At 64.4% G+C, this 18,708-nt stretch carries 10 protein-coding genes and 1 pseudogene; 7 read left to right on the top strand and 4 right to left on the bottom strand.

Annotation, left to right across the window (positions count from 1 at the left end; all coding sequences use genetic code 11):
* Genes ABZ459_RS51525 through ABZ459_RS51515 form a run of 3 tightly spaced genes read right to left on the bottom strand, consistent with a single transcriptional unit; the run spans position 1 to position 9,774 of the window.
* A complete protein-coding gene (locus ABZ459_RS51525; RefSeq protein WP_357988536.1) occupies positions 1 to 3,201 on the bottom strand; it encodes a helicase-related protein in 3,201 nt (1,066 codons plus the stop codon).
* On the bottom strand, positions 3,185 to 5,089 hold the full coding sequence (locus ABZ459_RS51520; protein WP_357988533.1) for an ATP-dependent helicase: 1,905 nt from the start codon (positions 5,087 to 5,089) through the stop codon (positions 3,185 to 3,187). The genes ABZ459_RS51525 and ABZ459_RS51520 overlap by 17 nt, the downstream gene beginning before the upstream one ends.
* Positions 5,086 to 9,774, bottom strand: a complete 4,689-nt coding sequence (locus ABZ459_RS51515; protein WP_357988530.1) for a DEAD/DEAH box helicase — start codon at positions 9,772 to 9,774, stop codon at positions 5,086 to 5,088. The genes ABZ459_RS51520 and ABZ459_RS51515 overlap by 4 nt, the downstream gene beginning before the upstream one ends.
* Positions 9,775 to 10,212: 438 nt before the next feature.
* On the opposite strand from ABZ459_RS51515, the gene ABZ459_RS51510 reads away from it, so the two are divergent.
* From ABZ459_RS51510 to ABZ459_RS51480, 7 genes and pseudogenes are all read left to right on the top strand, one after another.
* Entirely contained in the window at positions 10,213 to 12,306 is a 2,094-nt protein-coding gene (locus tag ABZ459_RS51510; protein ID WP_357988527.1) for a helix-turn-helix transcriptional regulator, read from the top strand.
* Positions 12,303 to 13,235, top strand: coding sequence for a hypothetical protein (locus tag ABZ459_RS51505; protein WP_357988524.1), 933 nt, complete (start codon positions 12,303 to 12,305; stop codon positions 13,233 to 13,235). The genes ABZ459_RS51510 and ABZ459_RS51505 overlap by 4 nt, the downstream gene beginning before the upstream one ends.
* Positions 13,236 to 13,240: 5 nt before the next feature.
* The gene (locus tag ABZ459_RS51500; protein WP_357988557.1) at positions 13,241 to 14,059 is read left to right on the top strand and encodes a DUF6339 family protein; all 819 of its coding nucleotides are present in this window, start codon (positions 13,241 to 13,243) and stop codon (positions 14,057 to 14,059) included.
* A gap of 68 nt (positions 14,060 to 14,127) precedes the next feature.
* Positions 14,128 to 15,105 carry a DNA cytosine methyltransferase gene (locus ABZ459_RS51495; RefSeq protein ID WP_357988521.1) on the top strand — a complete coding sequence of 326 codons (978 nt, stop codon included), beginning with the start codon at positions 14,128 to 14,130 and terminating at the stop codon, positions 15,103 to 15,105.
* 10 nt (positions 15,106 to 15,115) lie between these two features.
* Entirely contained in the window at positions 15,116 to 16,291 is a 1,176-nt protein-coding gene (locus ABZ459_RS51490) for a DNA cytosine methyltransferase (RefSeq protein ID WP_357988518.1), read from the top strand.
* A 333-nt stretch (positions 16,292 to 16,624) separates the two neighbouring features.
* Positions 16,625 to 16,783, top strand: a complete 159-nt coding sequence (locus ABZ459_RS51485; protein ID WP_357988515.1) for a hypothetical protein — start codon at positions 16,625 to 16,627, stop codon at positions 16,781 to 16,783.
* Between the two features lie 302 nt (positions 16,784 to 17,085).
* Positions 17,086 to 17,351, top strand: a pseudogene (locus ABZ459_RS51480) (transposase); the annotation flags it as partial.
* A 76-nt stretch (positions 17,352 to 17,427) separates the two neighbouring features.
* On the opposite strand, the gene ABZ459_RS51475 reads toward ABZ459_RS51480, so the two are convergent.
* Positions 17,428 to 17,913 carry a hypothetical protein gene (locus ABZ459_RS51475; protein WP_357988512.1) on the bottom strand — a complete coding sequence of 162 codons (486 nt, stop codon included), beginning with the start codon at positions 17,911 to 17,913 and terminating at the stop codon, positions 17,428 to 17,430.
* Between the last annotated feature and the right edge of the window lie 795 nt (positions 17,914 to 18,708).

The raw sequence follows: 18,708 nt of genomic DNA, 5'->3' as shown, positions 1-18,708 counted from the left end.
TCATCGCTCCAGGTAAAGGTCGGATTCGGCATCGACGTCACGAAGGCTCCACAGGGTGGGGAAGGCTTCGGTGAGATCGGTATCGGTGAAGGTGCAGAGAAGCGCCTCGTCAGGATTACGCCTCTCGCTCCGTTTGAACCTCGGCTTGGCCTCATAGACCAACTTCGGATTCTCGTCGGCCAGATCGAACCAGTGGGCGATGAGGTCGTTGAGGTCCTTCTCGACGCCGGGCTGCTCTTCTTCGTCAACCGCGCCCGCCCTGACCAGGATGAGGTCCTTCAGCTCCTCGATCCGGCTCTCATACTCGTGTACGGCTGCCGCCGCACCGTTGAGCCTGAGCCCGGGGTAGATGAGCCTGGCCATACCCACCAAGACAGCATGGAGCGCTCGGTCACGTGCGCGCGGCGAGAAGGGGGTGACACTGGTCGACTCGACCTGTCGATAAAGCGCCGAGTGGTAGGGCACGAAGCTCTCGTAATGCGAACGGTCCCGGGACCGGTTGGCGTTATAGAGCATGACGACCAGTCCGGGGTGCTGACGACCAACGCGGCTGCTCGACTGAATGTATTCGGCCGTGGTCTGCGGCTGACCCATGATCGCCATCAGGCCGAGCCGGTCCACGTCGACGCCCACGGAGATCATGTTTGTGGCGAGGACCGTGTCGAAGACGCTCTCGTCGGGAAGCATGCGTTCCAGATCCTTGAGCCGCTTGGGGATATCGCTGGACTTTACGCGGCTGGTCAACTCGGTGAGCTGGTCGGCGCGCCGGAGTTCGGTGCCATGGCGCTCCGCCAAGAGCTTGAGCCGGTCCTGGACGTCGTCCAAGACCTGGAGTTCGGCGGCGGCCAGGAGCCGAAGGCTGTTGAAGTAACCCACCAGAGTCCAGTAGGCATCCCGGACCGAGTCGGGCCCCCCGATGTGGGCCGCGTGGTGGAGAAGGGCCGAGTACGCGCGGACCAGCAGGGTCGCCTGACTGGTGTTGGGCGCGAGCAACCCCACGTAGAGACGTGATGCCTTGTCCTTGGCGGGGGTTTCCACCGCGAACCAGGAGTCACGGGCGTCAAGGCCAGCGGGCGGGAACTGTGCGACCTCCCGGTTGAACAGCTGTTTGCCCTGCTCTTTGGCCCGGCGGATGGTCGCAGTCGAGGCGATCACCTTGGGCTGGTCGGCGGCGACGTCGATCGCGGTCTCGTAGAGACCGGTAAGGCTGCCAAGCGGGCCCGAGATCAGGTGGAGCTCGTCCTGGACGATCAGTTCCGGCGCAGCGGTGCCTTCTCGATCGCGGTTGAAAAGCGCCGCCACTTCGGGACGCCAGGCAATCTGCGCGAACTTGTCCACCGTCGCGATGATCAGCGTGGGTCGGACCGCGTAAATCTTCTCGTCCACGACGTGGACCGGAAGCTCGTGGTGGAACTCGCATTCCCAATCGGCACAGAAGATGCGCATCTTTGAGCTTGCGACGTCCACCTCATACTCGTCCGGGCCCATGGCGGTACCGCACCACGGGCAGAAGCGGAGCTGGACCGGGTTTTCCGTGTGCAGTTCACCACCGTCCCGCAGCTTCTTCAGGCTACTGGCGGCGTCCTTGAGCTTGTTGGGTGTCGCGGCGGCGCCTACCCACATGCCGATGGAGATGGACTCTTCGCCCAGTTCCTTCGGCGTCCGACGACGGATGATCTCCATGGCGCAGATCAGCGCGGCCGCGCGTTCAAACTGCTGAAGGGTGAGTAGGCGGAGGGTGTACCGCATAATTGCGGTGACTCCGCCGCCCTGCTCGCCCTTGCGTAGTCGGCGTAGGAAGACGGTGAACGCGATAATGCCCAGATATGCCTCGGTCTTGCCACCGCCAGTGGGGAACCAGAGGAGGTCGGCCGTCCGCCTGTCGTCGTGATCGGGGTCAACGATGCCGTCCAGGCAAAGCAGCAGGAAGGCGATCTGGAAGGGGCGCCACTTACCCTTGTCCGCATCCGGCAAGCCCTGCTTCTGTCCTTTGATCCAACGCGTTCGTGCCCGCTGCACAGCCATGGCCTCGTTGGCGTGCCGGAAGGCGGTCATGACCTGCGGGTCATGTCGGAGCGTCTCGATGCCTGCGTCCATCCGATCGCAGGCCAGTTCGCACTGCCGGATTTGCTCCCGGGCGGTTTCGGCGTAGTCGGTGTTGCCGAGCAGTCTCGACTCCTCGGCCCGCTCCGCGATCCAGGCCCGGTAGCCGTTCACCAGGCCCCGTAGCCCGGACAGGATCTCTTCGTCCGGCTTGTGTGCCAGATCGATCATGCGGAGGGCGGAGTCGTCGATCTCCGGGTTGGAGTCGGTGAGCAGCACTTCCTTCGTGGGGACGAACTCGCTCCAGATCGCGGCCACCGCGGCGGGGGTGCCCTTGAGCAGGGCCTCATCGCGGGGAGCGGGCGGTGTCCAGTCCCAGTTGGCGGCGCAGCCGTGCCCGGCGGCGAAGTTTGGAGCGTAGCGGTAGAGCAGCCGGTTCGTCTTGATCTCCGCTTCGTCCACGCCAACCGGGACGGGCCGCTCCACGAAGGGGTTCGTGCCCTCCGCACCGGTGATGTGGATCTTCGGCTGGAACAGGCAGTAGGCGTCCCGGATTCCGAATTTCTCGACCTCGTTCACGTTGAGGAGCGCGACGGTGATGGAGACCGACCCGTCCTTCGGCCGGCGCACCCGTACACGAACTTCGACACCAGGCCCGAGGATCTCACTGATCTGGCCGGGTGTCCGCACGTCAATGGAGAACGGGGCGAGCTCCAAGTGTCGCCGTCGCCAGCGTAGTTCCTGCTCTTCGGTGGCACGGCGCTCGGCGCGCTGTGCCTTGACCGGTCGCCCGGCGCTGTCGATCGGGTCGTAGCCTGCAGCCGTCACCGTTACCGTGATGGTCGGCGAGATCTCCGGATTCACCGCGAAGGTCAGCCCCATGGAGGATGGCGCCTGATCGTTGGCCAGCGAGACGCCGGTATCGGGGACGTCGTCCTTCACCCGGGTCTCCGGAGAGAGGTCGACGTCACGTTCGCCGGCCTCCTCGACCACCTCGGCGATGTCGCGACGCTGGGGATAGAGAACGCCCGCGGCATATTGCGTGACCGGCGAGTCCTTGAGAATCTCGTCCGATCCGCCCACCGGACCGACCATGTCGAGGCGAAGTTGCTCAAGGAGGTCGGTCCGGAAGGCGTAGTGCTCACTGTGCTTGGACATCGGGTTCCTTCTTGTCCCAGGTGAAGGTCGACAGACCTACCAGACGTGGCGCGAGCCAGACGCCGTGTTGGTTCAGTCCGGCGCGAATGCCGGCGGCTTCGTTGCCGGCGATGGTTTCCACGGTGTCGATGCGCACGGCAGAGATTACGGCCGGGAAGGCGTGCGGAGTGAAGGTCGGACCTCGCTTGAGGAACCGGTAGAGATCGGTCCGGAACTTCTCGGAAGCCGTACCGATCGGCCGTCCCTGATGCTTGATGACGTACGGCGGGCTCTCCTGAAGGCCGATCGGATCGGGATGGAGACGCTCCAGTTCGACGGCGTCGCCGGGCCGTACGGCGATCGCCAGATAGTGCTGCACGTTCGTCGGGTCCGCATCGAAGTCGACCGTGCCGGCGGGGTATTCGGTGAGGACGTCTCCGCCTTCCAGTTCCAGACCGTCGCGCCGCCAGTGCTGGAAGAAGTAGCGCGCCCATCTGTTGGTGCCGTCATCGATCCGGATGTTGCGCGTATCCATGGGTGAGAGCCGGTAGAGCTCGTCCCGTGGCCTGGTCATGGCCACATAGAGGAGCCGGGCCTCTTCGGCCGCGTCCTTCGCGACGTTCTTGCGCTTGTTGGTGGCAACCACTTGCAGCGGCCCGGGATCCACGACCAGTACCCGGTCGAACTCCAGCCCCTTGGCGCGGTGGAAGGAGGAGACCACCAGGCGTGCGGGCGGCTGTGCGGTCAGCTCATCCGGTAACCGCCCGGCGGCCAGAGCAGAGCGGAGCCGGGTCAGGTCCAGGAGACGGTCCGAGCCCCGGCCAAAATCGGTCCGTTGCAGCAGCCGCCATATCAGATCGGCATCGGAGCCTTTGGGTAGCGGCAGGTCACTGACCAGCTCGTCGAATTTTTCTCGGTTGAGCGTGGAGGTCTCGCAGCGTGCCATGAGGAGGCCGAGCCACATGGGGACGACACGGTCACGCGCCGAACGCTGGAGCCGATGCGGGACGCCGACCGCATGCAGCTGCTTGGAGACCACCAGCGCTTGGCCGTTGGTCCGGCAGAGGATCGCGGTGGTGCCGGCGTAACCGGTGAGTGCGTCGGCAGCGAGGTCATCAAATCCCCCGAAGTCCATGAGGCCGGTGAGGGCCTTTCGGAGCTCGTGGTAATGCTCTTCGCCGTTTGTGTTGCCTGACTCCGAGAGCGCCCGAAGCCGTGGCCCGAATTCGAGCGCGACCTTGGCGTCCTCGGTCCGAACCCGGAAGTTCTGGGTGAGACTCAGCTCGGTCAGGTCCTCGCCGAAGGTGCCGCGGAGCCATTCGAAAAACCGGTTGGTCTCTTCCTTACGCTCCACGGGGTTCTTGATCGTGAAGCCGTAGATGGACTGAGCCGGGTCGCCCACCACGGTGAATCCGCAGTCGAACCGGTCCAGCAGGGCTTCCACCAGGTCCCGCCGTGCCCCGACCAGGTCCTGGACTTCGTCGATGACGACGTGGCGGAGGTCATGCTCGTACAGCTCGTCGGCACGGCCCTCGTCGATTGCCTTCTGTGCACCCTCGATGCGGGCGTCGAAGGATTTGTCGACCCATTCGCCCTGGGCGTCGACCCGTGTGAGCAGGTCAAGCGCCCAGGAGTCGAAGGTCTGCGCCCGTACGTGCCGGGCGGCTTCACCGTACTGAGACAGGCGGTTCCTGAGCTCGCGGACGGCGGCGCGGGAGAAGGTGAGCACCAGGATCTCCCCGGCGTTCAGGTCCTCCTCGGCAACCAATCGGTCGAGTCGACGCACGAGAGTGTGGGTCTTCCCCGCGCCTGCCTGGGCGGTCACCAGGGTCAGGGCGTCGGCGGGCTGCTCGATCACGGCCCGCTGCTCGGCGGTGAGCGCGGGGGTGCCGCTGTAGGCGTCGCTCACGTGTTGCTCCAGAGGTGCTCGAACTGAGTGAAGGCCAGCTGGCGGTCGTAGTTGATGATGTTGTCGGCCACGTCGAGGATCAGGCAGGTCTCTTTGCCGCCGTTCTTCGGGCCGCGGAGACCTCGGCCGATCATCTGCTGGTAGACGTTCGGGCTGAAGGTCGGCCGGGACACGATGACCACCTCGGTGGCCGGAGCGTCGAAGCCTTGGGCGAGTACGCCGTAGTTGGCGAGCACCCGGATCTGCTTCCGCCGGAATTTCTCGATCAGAGTGCGCCGGTCGGCGTCCGGTGTGCCGGAGTCGATCGCCGCGGACTTGATGCCTCGGTCATTGAGCTGTGCTGCCATGAGCTTGGCGTGGTTGACGGAGGTGGCGAAGAGGAGGATCGGGCTGCCTTCCGGAAGTGCCTCGATCTCGCGAATGAGCATCTGGTTACGCTCAATGTCGCGCCCCAGCTTCTCCTCCACGGATGCGGGCAGCCTTGCGCCTTCGAAAGCGGTCGCCTGCCTGAGGTCCTCTTCCGTGAGGGTGAGCGTCATGCCCTGGAGCTGCCGGTGGTCCACCCGCGCCAGCACACCCAGTTCCTGTAGTTCGGCGTAAGGATCTCCGCTCGTGAAGATGCCTTCGTCAAGGCGGTTCCCCCCGTAACGCTCGACCAGGCGGTTTGTCTCTGTCTCATTGAAGCCGCGGAACGGCGTGGCCGTTAGACCAAGCAACGGACGAGACGTCTCTCTGAACGTCAAGTTCATCGAGGTCAGAATGCGGGTATAACGCGGCGTGATTGAGGCGTGCGCCTCGTCAATGATCACGAGTGCCGGGTCGCGGAGCCAGGTGTACTCGGGCGTGTCTAGGCAGACATCGAGCTTGGCGTCAGTGGCCACGACCAGCTGAGCTGTGTCCTTACTGGGAGCGGCTTCGCGGGTGGACCAGAGCCGGTTGATGATTAGTTGCTCTTCCGGGCCCACCTTGGACCAGACGAAGGACCAGCTTTGGACTGCCTGCTCGCAGAGTTCCTCGCTCTGAGCGATCCAGAGCACCGGACGGCCGCCCAGTCCGCCTTCCTTGATCACACGAATGACGGCTTCGGCCGCCACACGGGTCTTACCGGCGCCGGTCGGCAAGCAAAGCATGGCGCGCGGCGCGTCGTACTTGGTCAGCAGCTCAACCGCCTTTTGCGCCAGTCTCTCCTGGTAGTCGTGCAGTCGAGGGAAGGCGGTGGGCCCGGAGACCTTCTCCAACGGCGGCAGCGTCTCTCCCTTGCTCCCCGCGTATTCGCCTGGGAAGCCGAGGTCGTTGACGATGCGCACTGATGTGGCGTCGCCGCGGAAGCTCGCGGACAGCTGGGGGAACTCCGCCTCGATGTCCTTGCGGTAGGTCCGCAGAACTTCGGTCCCATATGCGTTGTGGGCCAGCTCGGCGATCCGCCGCTCGCCCTGGGCGGCGCCCTTTTGGGCTTGGTCGCTCTCCAGGAGGCCCTCCGGGAGCCCCTTCTTCAGCGCGTCCGCTCCCACGAGCAGCAGCAGCTTCTCGGTCAGGCTCTCCGTCTGGCGTATCCGCTGGATGCGTTCGTTGTTACGTTCCAGCTCGCGCCGTTCGAGAATGCTCTTGCAGTTTGCCGGGCCGAGGGAGAGTTTCAGTACCCGGTCCACCGCGTTGAGCACCTGCAGGTCGTCTGCCGGCAGCCGGACGAGGACCATGTGTTCTTGTGGCATCACCGCCGCAGGGATCGACTGAGTTCGCATACCCTTTGGAGTCCGGATGATCTCTTCCAGTTCATCGCACCGAACCGTGGACCATCCCTCCACTTGCGCGCGTCGAAGCGTCTTCAGGTAGGGGAACTCTTCCATGAGGAGTACCGCTTCTGCCTGTCCGACGTACCGGACTTCCTTCTGAATCGCGTCCGAGGGTGCGAGCATCCCCCACGCCTCGCGCATCGTCTCCGCCAGGGAGTCGGTCGGGACCAGCAGGGCCGGCACCCTCTCACGTACGAGCGTGTCGTATTCAGGACGAACCGCGGTCACTGCGATGTCCTTGTCCTCGACATCGCTACGCCACTCGTCGCCCACCCGGCACCGCGTCATGGCCCCCTCGGGAAAGTCCGCAGCGACCTCGAACATCAGGGCATAGACCTTGCCGGGGAAGGTGTCCTCGGTTGATGAAGACGCCTGCTCAACCAGTTCCTCCCACAGTGACTTCTGTAGTTCGCCCAGCGTCTGCGGCAACGCCAACATCGAGGCGATGCTTGCGGACACGTCGGCAACGGGAAGGACGTCCTTGTGGGCGATCAGCTCGGGACCGACGCAGCGCGTGATCGGGCGCAGTCCTCGCGAGGTCTGCAGGTAGCCATGCTTGCGCGCGAGCCACCGAATCGGTGATGCGATCAACTTACGGCTTGTCACGCCCTTGTTGCCGGGTTGCATGGTCCAGGTCGCCACCGCCCCGCCCGACGGAATGGCCTTGAGGAAAGCCGCACGCCCCTGGGGCGAGAGCGAAGTGAACAGATGCAGCGGCCCTGCCGGTTTGGTTCCTTCGAAAAGCATCTTGGCCAGGGTGGGCCGGGCCTCGCCAGCGGGGAGCTTTGCCACGTACTGCGTCCAGTAGGCCTCCTTGAAGTCCTCGAACCAGCTTTCTCCGGCAGGGTCCGCACCGGTGACGGGGCCTTCGAGCAGACCGAGGTCGGGGAGGAACGCTCGGTCTTCCCGGTGGAAGTCCATGTCCACGGCAACTTGTGTGTCGCGGGTACCGTCACCAGGAACCACGCGGCCGGGAAGCAGACAGTCCCTGATCCGTCGAAATTCACCCGTCAAGGTCTTGACCTTGAGTTCTTTCGCGGTATTGATACCGCGCCCCGCGAACGCGGCACGAACCCCCGCGGGACCCGCCAGCCGAGCCAGCTCCCAGAACGCGACCCAGCCTCGGTCGCCGTAGCCCTGGAAGCCGCGCTCTACCACGGATGCAAATCGGCCGACATGGTCGGCCTCGTGAATGCCGAGCGAATCCAGTGCCCGAGCGATGACATCGTCGCCCGCGTACACGCGTTCGTCCACGTAGACCGTGTTGTCGGCGAGGCCGTCGGCACGCGACCGCCGGAAGACCTGGGTGGAGGGAGTCACCATGCCCAGCGTTTCGGTCAGGACGATCCTGGCTCGCAGGGCATCCTCCGCCTGCGGGTGCCTGTGCTGCTTCATGTCGGCGGCAATGAGCACGGCCCGCGCCGAGGCTTCCGGGGATCCGTCGGATACCAGAGCCTCCAGCCACTCCTTGACCGTGGCGACGGGAGTCGTGGAGTGGTTCAGGATCAGGTTCGCACGGTCGCGCCGGTGCCTGACCGTCTCGATCGAGTGGTGCACCCAATTCGTCGGTCGACCGGAGTGCTCGCCCCACCACTGAAGCCATTCCGGACGCAGGTCGGCGGGGTGCAGGCGGACCTCGGCGGGAGTGCCGAAATGTCCGTTCTGGTCGGGGAAGACGGGTCGGCTGGGGGCGATCTTCCAGATCGTCGCCACCAACTGCTCGGCTGCCCATTGCGGCTCCTCGCGTCCCCGCGCCGGCGCGAAGTCCAGATATGCTCCCGGGTCATCCGGTCGGGCCAGCGATGGGAACGACGCGACTACCAATTCCGCGACTTCGCCGATCAGCTCTTCGTTGAATTGGTTGTTGGCGTAGAGGTTCTGCCGATCTTCGCTGGTCTTCCAGGGGGCATTGACGATCCCGCGGAGGGTCGTCGTGTAGTTCGTCGGGAAGTAAGCCCAGAACTGTCCTCGTCCGTGAGCACGCCCCACCGCGTCGGGGACTGCCCACGCGATGTCGATCTCGGGGCGGTCGTGAAGCTCGCCGGCCTCCTCCAAAGCTTTGGGTGAGGGACGGTAAACGCGGGTGAAGACCCGCCATTCGTCGCTTTCTTCCCGCTCTTCACCACCCGTGACAGACAGAACCTTCTGAAGGGTGCGGCGATCACTGTCGACCTGCTGGAAGACCTGTCTCTTGGAGACCCGTCCGGACAGCCGTTTTTCAAGGGTGACCGTCCCGACATGAGGAGAGAACAGAGAGAACTCCGCCGGAAACTCGTCGAGGTCCTTCGCCAGCCGCGCCACGGCGGCGGGCTTCAGCGGCAGCCGCACAACCGTCCTGGCCCAGGAGAGCAATTCCTTGAGAATCGGGTCGGTGGCGGCAGCCCGGTCCCGATCAAGCGGCCGGGCGATCCGGAGCACGGGCGTCTCTGTGACTGCGGGCTGGACTCGCTTGATCTCCAGCTCAGCCCACTCCCTGTCAAATCCGAAGCTCTTGTCGTCGTCCCTACTGAAAAATTCGGGGACGTCCGTGACGCTCAGGACAGACTTCACACCCACCCCGAACCGGCCGATCTGGCCGCCTCGCTTACGCGAAACTCCCATACGCAGAATGGTGTCCGCACCCTCGGGTGTCATCGCGGTTCCCTGGTTCGCACAGTACAAGTGAGTGCCCGTGAGAACCACGGCGATTTCGCCGCCGGGGTCGTTCCTCAGCTCGTCGGCGCCGTTCTGGACAAGCTCATAGATCTGACGATCGCCGTAGCCACCCTCCTTGATACGACGCTCGCCGTTAGCGTGTTCCTGGATCAGGCCGGGGTCGATTTTGTAAGTCTCGAGCACGCGGATGGTCTGCTGGAGGATGACCTCGAGGACAGATGGATCTTCGCTGCTCACAGCAATTGTCTCCCAGGGAATGGAATGCCAATTGAAGGGGGTGGAGCACGGGCATATGACCGATCCGGGTATGCCAAGCGACCCGACGGCGTCTTCAGTGACGCCCTTACCTGTGCATACGCAAACACGGCTCGATGCCAATTACACAATAAGGGGTAGTCGGACGGGCTTGGATACATCTCACCCCTTGGACGAGTCTTCGCCTCGAGTCATCCTTAGAGTGAGTTGAAATGTTGGCATGAGAGACCCCTGGCGCGCAAGAGGGTAGATTTTCCGGACTTTCCATATGAAATGCGACATATGCGGCCAATCAGCTTTTCCTGAACGAAGGAGCCCGCAGGATTCATAGGGATGACTCCGGTCGGGTGGTGTCAACTGCTGTTTAACGCTAGCCTGTGATGTCAAACGGACTCCCGTCTAACCTGGAGAAACCTCGCAATGACGCAGGACGCCGACGGCATCACCCGAGACCCGGAGGCGTTCGGGGCTTGGCTCGGCAGACAGTTGCGGCGGAAGGGCATGAGCCAGTCGGACCTGGCCGCCGCCCTGGACGTAACCCGCGCCGCGGTGTCGGCCTGGATCACCGGCCGCGCGACTCCCCGCATCGACAAGATCCACGCGATCGAGGAGATCCTCGACTTGGCCGCGGGTTCCTCGGCCACACGGGACGAGACCCCCGAGTCCAGCGGCTACATCGGTTGGCATCACCGTTTGGCCCACTCTGACGGTGGCCGAGAACTGGGCAACGCGGCGGCCTTCGCCTTCGACTCTTCCCTGGCCATCACCGCCAGGGAAGCGACACAGAACAGCCTCGACGAACGCTGGGACCGAACACGCCCGGTCCGGATGCGCTTCACCCTGCACGAGATCACCGGCGAACGCCTGCGCCGACTACAGGAGGCCATCCGCTGGGACGACCTCATCCCCCACATCGAGGCGGCCGGCGACCCGAGGCAAAAGGTCGGCCGCATGCTGACCGACGGCCTCCGCGAGCTCCGGGAGACCGGCAAGTTGCTCCTGCTCCGCATCGATGACTACAACGCCAACGGTCTGACCGGCCCGGAGTATGACGACGGGCGGTTCGCCGCAGTGGTTCGCAGGCAACTCGACAGCCACAAAAAGGGTACCGCCGGCGGCTCATTCGGTCTGGGTAAGGCCACCATTTGGGGTGCCAGCCGTTTTGGCCTGGTCATCGCGAACAGCACGCTGTCGGAGCCCTACGAGGGCCTGTGTGAGCGCCGCATGATCGGCCGACTTGACCTGCCCTGGCACGAGCTCAACGACGTTCAATACGCCGGACCGGCCTGGCTCGGCAGCCGTGATCCCATGCGAGAAGCCGCGGCCCGTTCCTGGTGGGCCGGTGAGCGCACGGTCGAAGAGCTGTATCTCACCCGGGGCAGCACCGACCCCGGTACGAGCTTCCTGATCGTCGGCGCACATGATCCTTCCGGTGAGGCAACCACTCTCGAAGAGATGCACAGGGTCCTCGTCCGCGGCCTCGCCTCGGATTTTTGGGCGTCCATGGTCGCCGGTCACGGGCAAGCGCCGATGTTGGAAGCCTCGGTGGAGGCGTTGTGTGATGGCCAGGTGGTCATGGCCGAAGAGCGGGTGGATCCGTATCGCCACGAGCCCGCGCGGGCGCGTGCCGTGCGGGCGTTCCTCGATCGGACCACAGTGTCGCAGCTCACCAGGGCCGATGACGTCGTCGAACTGTCGGTGCCACTGGCCGTGCCACCGCGCAAGACCGAAGCCGGTGCCGGTTCGATCGAACATCATGCGGTGCTGTTGGTGACACCGGCGACCGAGGGCGACCAGAAACCCAATCGGTTGGTCGGCATGCGCGGAACCAGGATGACTGTGTTGGATCGGCCGGTCACCGGGGTTCCGCTTGGGTCGACTCAGTTCCAGGCCGTGCTGCTTGCCGGGACGGCGACGGGTGCCGAACTGCCGGCCGACGAAGCCGCCGAGACCTTTCTGCGGGCCGCCGAACCCCCCGAACACAATGACTGGAAGCCCACCGAAGATCTGACCTCGACCTATGCTCGGGGCGCCACCACCAGGTTGAGGGAGTTTCGGAAGACGATCCTCGGCATGGTTCGCAGCGCGGTTAAACCCGCCGAACCCGTCGGACAAGAGGACGCTCCCGCCGTCCTACGAGACTTGACCAGTCTCGATCCCCCGCCATCGCCCCGTATCAAGGGCTATCCGACCGTCAAGAGCGCGACCGGCGAGGTCGACGAAGGTGGCGCGTGGCGGATCAGGGTCGAGATCAAGCTACCGGAGCGGGATGATCCCTGGGTGCTCCGTCCGTTGCTCCGATTCGCCACCCGTTCCGGTCCCAAGCCCGAAGCACGTTGGGCCGAACTCTCTGGCGAGTCGAACTGCGAGGTAAGCGGCGAGGTCCTGCTCTGCTTCGCCCGGGAGCGGTCTGCGGTCTTCATGGGCGTGAGCGATGTGGCCAGCCATCCGGTGGCCGGTCGAATGGCGGTCGCGGAGGTTGACCTGGTTCAAGCCAAGGATGGCTTCCAATGAAGCAGATTGTGCCTTACCCGGTGCTGGCCGGTGAGGTCACCATGACCGTGCGCGAGGTCCGGCTCGACGACGTGGCGTTGCCGTACGGAATGGTTTCGGAATCGGAGCGCACGGTTGCGCTGCATCTTCTCGATCGCGCGGACTGGAGTGTCGTACGGCTGACACTTCAGGTGAGCGCGCCGCGACATGAGTTGGACGCCGGGCCCTGGTTCAGCCTGGCTTTTCTGGCCACTGCATCGGAACGCCGCACCAACACGCACTCGGCGGTGAAGCTCATGATGGGGCAGCCCGGCGAGTGGGCCGGCGAGGTGGAGCTCCATCGTGACGATCATTTCGGCCAGGTCCGGGTATCCGGTCAGCTCGTGGCAACGGTGGACGATGTGCCCGGTCGGGTGATCGCGACGGTCGCACAGCCATGGATCGTCGATCTCCAGGCTCGTGTGGCGACGCAGCGGCAGTCCATCGAGACACGTTGGCTCAACTTCGGCGGCGACCCACAGCTTGACTGGTGCAAGAGTGATCCCTGGGCGGTCACCACGACCGACGAGGCGGCCATACTCAACCTGAACAGTGGATTCGATGGGCTGCGTGCCCTACTCGAAAGTCCCAAAGCCGCGGATCGGCCCATGCGAGAGGCGCTGGCGGCGCAGATCGCGGTGGACATGTGGACCGCGCTCTTCAACGAAGCGGCTCACCATGTCGACGGCCAGGGGTGGCCGGAAGGTTGGCGTGGTCTGGTGCTCCGTCGCATGCTCCCCGATCTCTTTCCCGATCATTCGCTGGACGATGCGCTCCGGGAGATCGTCAACCGGGGGGCGGGCGGGATCCAGACGCGAGTTTTGCATGCCGCGGCCAAACAGGCGCGAATGCCGCGGAGCCTGGGCGGATTCATTCGATCGCTGCAATCGACGGGGCCGGAGGAAGAGTGAACACGATGCTCAGTTTGTTGCCCGACGAGGCCGCCGCGAGATTCCTCACCACCGGTGTGCTGGAGAACACCGAGCCGCTGCCGTTCGCCGCCGTCGACCAGATGTCGCAGCCGGCCCGGTGGGAGGCCGAGCCGGTACGACAACTTTTCGACGAGGCGATGAAGCGCTTCACGACAGCGGAGCGGACCTCGGCCGACGCCTGGCTCGCTCCGGTTCTGCATGCGACGTTGCGATTGACCCGTCGTGAAGCTTCGGATTCCCGGATCTGGAATTACCTGGCCGTACGATTGGCGCCGGATTATGTCTACTGGCGGCACTTGAGTCGCGGGAATCCTCACACAGTGTCCCGTACCCGATTTTCCGGGCCGTTCTATTCGCAGGCGTTTGCTCGGTTGTGGTGGGCGGCCGAGCTGTTCCGGGATGGACCGGATTACGGGCCGGTCGTGGTGGCCTGCGGTAATCAGGATGTGTTGAACACGGTGTTGAGGCTCGACATCATCCTCCACCGGCCCACCGCCCAGGCGATCATTCGTCTGCTCACCACCGGCGTGGTCCGTACCGGGCGGCAGGTCAACGCGCTTGCCCAAGCGGTGAACACGGCGGGTAGCACGCTGTCCTATGAGGCACGTGCACCGGACAACCCCCGGGACGTGGACGCGTATCGCGACTGGATCGAGGAGTTGACGGGCGTGCTGGTGCCTTATGACTCCATGCCGATCGGTCCCTCGGATGGGCGGGCGCGCTCCACCTCGGTGGACGCCCTGGCCACGCTCTTCACGCAACTCTTCGCCGAAAGTCCAAGCGCAAGGGAATTGTCGGAATAGCTTCGGGGCGTTTGCATTGGGGGCGAGATCACATATGCTCGGCGAATCTGGATCAAGGAGGCCTTCCCATGGGCGGACGGTTCACCAGCCTGGAGATCGGCGCCGGGGTCGGTGGGCAAGCGCTCGGGCTGGAGCGAGCGGGATTCGATCCCGTTGTCGCGATCGACAATGAACCCCACGCCTGTCGAACGTTGCGCGCCAACCGGCCGGGCTGGAACGTCATGGAGATGGACTTCAAGGACTTCGTCGGAGCCGACTATCGGATCTCAACCGTCGATCTCTTGTCCGGCGGCGTGCCATCCAGTCCTTACTCCATCGCTGGCAAGCAGGAGGGGATCAAGGACAAACGGGACCTGCTGTCCGCGGCCGTCTATCTCGCGATAGAGCTACAGCCTCGCGCGATACTGCTTGAGACGACGCCATCGCTGCTTTCGCCGAAGTTCGTACAGGTCCGCGAGGAGGTCAAGGCCGAGCTGAAGCACCTCGGTTATTCCTGGGAATGGAACATCCTGGACGCCCAACACTTCGGCGTGCCACAGACCAGGCGGAGCTGTTTGTTGGTCGCCATGCGCCCGGACGACTTCACGCGTTTCGTGTGGCCGTCACCAACTCACCAGGCCGGTGCGACGGTCGGCGAGGTGCTCCGTGACTCGATGGCCAGCAAAGGATGGCCCTTCGCCGATGCTTGGGCGTTGTTGGCCAACCGCGTCGCACCGACGATCGTGGGCGGGTCGAAGAACCACGGCGGCGCCGACCTCGGGCCCACCCGGACCAAACGCCAGTGGATGGAACTGGCCGTAAACGCCCACAGCCTTGGCAATGACGTCCCTGACCAGGACTTCGTCCTCGACCCGGAGCTCGGCCGGGACGGGGTGCCCAAGCTGACCGTTGAGCAGGTGATGAAGCTGCAGGGTTTGCCGGACGATTGGATCGTCACCGGAGGCAAGACCGCGCGCTACAAACAAGTCGCCCAGGCGTTCCCGCCCCCACTCGCCGAAGCCGTGGGCCGCCAACTCGTGGCAGCGCTGGCCCTCCAACCTCGGTAAGGTGACCCTCATGACCGCCCGCACCAACAGCCCCATAAACATCGTTGACCTCTTCGCGGGGTGCGGGGGTCTGACCCAGGGATTTCACTCGTTCAAGCCGGGCGCCTTCCGCACGGTCGGTGCGGTGGAGTTGGACATCGCGGCCGCCTCGACCTACGCGGCAAACTTCGCCGAGGAAGCCGGCGGAACCGACCACATCCACGCCGGTGACATTGCCAAGTGGGACCCCAAAGACGTGCGTTCCACCGTCGACGTAATTCTCGGAGGCCCGCCCTGCCAGGGCTTTTCCGGCCTGGGCAAAGAGGACCCGAACGACCCCCGGAACAAGCTCTGGAAGGAGTATGTTCGAGTGGTCCGTGCCCTCCAGCCCAAGATTTTCGTCATCGAGAACGTCGATCGGTTCCTGCGGTCACGAGAATTTGAGCTGCTCACCGCCTCCACCCGGGATGGCGAACTACGGGACTACGAGCTGAAGACAAAGCTCCTCAACGCAGCGGACTATGGCGTCCCGCAGACCCGGCGGCGCGTGATCGTCCTGGCTACGCATAAAGACCTCGTCGCTTCCCACCCTTCGGGCGAGCCTCTTAAGCATCCTCGGCCGACCCACCGGAAGCCGAACAGCAAGGGTGACGAGGGCACACTCTTCGAACCACTCAAGGACTGGATCTCATCCGGCGAGGTCTTCAGCACAACCCCCCTGGAGACCCAAACCACCGAACTCCCCGACCGGACCTGCAGCATCCTCGACAAGACGCTGCCTGGCACCTTCAGCACCACCGACCTCCACATCGGACGCAATCCAACGGAACGCTCGCTCAAGCGCTACGAGGCGATTCCTGAGGGCGGAAACCGCCACTGGCTGCCGGAAGAGCTGTCCACCCCAAACTGGATCAACCACCGGAGCGGCTCCGGCGACGTCATGGGCCGACTCTGGTGGGATCGGCCCTCGGTAACGATCCGCACCGAGTTCTACAAGCCCGAGAAAGGCCGCTACCTTCACCCCAAGGCTCACCGTCCGATAACTCACTTGGAAGCCGCCCGCCTTCAGGGGTTCCCACTCGACTACAAGTGGGTCGGCAGCAAGATCCAAATAGCACGTCAAATCGGTAATGCCGTCCCCGTAGACCTCGCCAAGGCAATCGCCAACGATTTGTACCGTTACCTGTGCGCTATCGCTCCGCAGTAAAGACCAAGCGCTCTCAGTGAACCAGTTCGAGGGCTCTGCCTCCATCAATGCCGGACGGGTTCAGCCATGCGGTGATCGCATGCCACTGGCCCGGATCACGCGCGCCGACCGGTTCCTGGAGGCGACAGGGGAACGACGGTCCGCAGAGACGGGCCGCCCCGCCACGCTCTACCGCCGCGGCTCCGCCCGCCTCCTGCAGCCGCCGCTGCTCCGCGAGGGGCGCAGGGCTCGTACACAAACGACACCCGCCCTCCGTCAAGCAGTCTGACCAATAAAATGATCTAGGAATATCGCAAGGCGGCGTTGTCGCTTGTCTACCGGTTGGTGAGGGGCGTGTTCGGCCTCCTGACGGTGCTGGTCCGCTCTGATCTGTCCGAGGACGTTGAGCTGCTGGTGCTCCGCCACGAGAACCCGGTACCCGCCGCCAGCGCGGTGGCCAGCCGCGGTGGGGTCACGCCGACCGGCTCAGGCTGGCCGCGTTGTCACGACTGATCCACCGCCGCCGGTGGGTGGAAGTATTTCTGGTCACCCTAGCGACGATCCTGCGCTGGCACCGCTACCTGGTAGCGCGTAGTGGACCTTCATCGATAGGCGGCGCCCGGACCGGCCCGGCACCCGCAGGCCGATCAAGGCACAGCACCGCCCTGCTGGAAACGTTACGAGTGATTGCGCTGGCGCTCGGCGGCCAGTCCAGCGCCCGGCTCACCGACCGACTGTTCACGGCGGTGAGCCGAATGACCTTGATCCGGATCATCCGCGGCCTGCCCGAGCCCGCTCTGCAGGCAGGGCCGCAGGTGCTCGGAGTGGACGACTTCGCGCTACGCCGGGGCCACCGCTACGGCACCATCCTGATCGACATCACCACCCGGCGGCCCATCGACATACTCGACGGACGCTCCGCCGACGCGCTGGCCAACTGCTGCCCGACCGCCCCGGCGTCCAGATGATCTGCCGCAACCGCGCCGGCAGCTACGCCGAAGGCGCCACCCGCGGCGCACCTGAGGCAACCCATCTTGCTGACCGCTGGCGCATGTGGAGAAGCCCGCCCCTTCGCGGAATTCGTGCCAACCCCAGGATGCGGCCATCGTTGACATTCCTGAGCATCACAGCTACCCGGGCCAGCTCTGAGGAGTGATTCACGATGCGGATGACGTGGTGCGCTCCTGGAGGTCGACCCTTGGCTTCGTCACCGCGTATGACCCGCTTCCGCTGCCGCGGCGGATGACCACGACGCCATGCCAGTCTCCGTCCGTCCCTTGGCGCCATTCGAGCACCACCCCGGTGGGGAGCCATTTCGAGCCGAGCCGCACGTCGCACAGTCGGTACTCGAAATGGCCGTCGTGGCGTCGCGCGCACATGGGGCACGCCGTGAGGGTCTGGCGGGCATGTGCAAGCCCGATCGGAACGAGGTCGAGTTCCTGTCCGAGGCTCTCGACCAACTCCAGTGTCCTCCACAGGGCCTCGCACTCGAGGGAGAGGTGGAAGGCTGACCTCGGCCTGGCGCCAGGGACGGTGTAGGCCGTGCCCCAGGAGTCCGACTTGGGAACGTGAGTGTCATAGAGCTCGGCGTCGGGGTTGCGCGGCGCCTGAGCATCGAACCGGCGGGTGAATTTACGCACCATCGTTATGCCTTTCGTACATGTCGCGACTTGAGGCGGGCAGCGTTGACACCACCACAGGCGGTGGTCATATATGCCGAACGTGTGCAATGAGCTGCGTAAAGGCCGAAGTTGACGGATATGAACTGCAGCTCTAACTCAATGGAGGGACGTGCGACACGTCACGGGGAAGTCGGATCAGAGGGAATGCCCAGGATGCGATAACAAGCATCTCTTTGAGAAGGTAGGCTCCTTGATCCCGATACTGACTATACCCCCGGGTTCCGGCGCTTCCGCAAGTCTTGACAAGCGGCGGCGGTTGCGGAAGATCTCGCAGGGGCGGTGGTCCAGGAGGGTTGTGCTGAACGGCGACTGGCACTTCGAGCGGCGCAACCACCAGGGGTGGCACGGCGAGTGCTTCGCGCAAACCCTGGCCGGGGCGGCCGGGCTCCAGATGGCAAGCCGTACCCAGACATCACGTATCCCACTCGAAAGCATGGTTTCGTGCTGTGTGAGCTGGGGTTTCGCTCTGCGATTAGGGTCGCGACTGCGACCATCGGGAGGTCTGTTTTGGCTTGTCCACCGGTTGGTGAGGTACCCATTCAACCTGCTCACAGTGCTGGTCCGCTCTGAACAACTGTCCAAGGACGTTGAGCTGCTGGCGCTTCGTCATGAGAACCAAGTGCTCCGTCGCCAGCTCGGTGGCGGCTGCGGTGGGGTCACGCGGTCACGTCCACGGACGTGGTGTATGAGTCGATCTTCGCGTGATCCTATTTCTGCAGGTTAAGCGGTAAGTGTCTGCGGGAGTGGGTTCTGGGC

The organism is Nonomuraea sp. NPDC005692 (genome assembly GCF_040631115.1).
GTDB lineage: Bacteria > Actinomycetota > Actinomycetes > Streptosporangiales > Streptosporangiaceae > Nonomuraea.
The sequence above is the reverse complement of the archived record's forward strand: the minus strand, read 5'-3'. Positions and strand labels throughout refer to the sequence as shown.

Bases quoted from the DNA above. Each gene is read 5' to 3' on its own strand.
- ABZ459_RS51510 (WP_357988527.1), top strand. From the start codon at position 10,213: ATGACGCAGGACGCCGACGGCATCACCCGAGACCCGGAGGCGTTCGGG.
- ABZ459_RS51475 (WP_357988512.1), bottom strand. From the start codon at position 17,913: ATGGTGCGTAAATTCACCCGCCGGTTCGATGCTCAGGCGCCGCGCAAC.
- ABZ459_RS51525 (WP_357988536.1), bottom strand. From the start codon at position 3,201: ATGTCCAAGCACAGTGAGCACTACGCCTTCCGGACCGACCTCCTTGAG.
- ABZ459_RS51490 (WP_357988518.1), top strand. From the start codon at position 15,116: ATGACCGCCCGCACCAACAGCCCCATAAACATCGTTGACCTCTTCGCG.
- ABZ459_RS51505 (WP_357988524.1), top strand. From the start codon at position 12,303: ATGAAGCAGATTGTGCCTTACCCGGTGCTGGCCGGTGAGGTCACCATG.
- ABZ459_RS51500 (WP_357988557.1), top strand. From the start codon at position 13,241: ATGCTCAGTTTGTTGCCCGACGAGGCCGCCGCGAGATTCCTCACCACC.
- ABZ459_RS51495 (WP_357988521.1), top strand. From the start codon at position 14,128: ATGGGCGGACGGTTCACCAGCCTGGAGATCGGCGCCGGGGTCGGTGGG.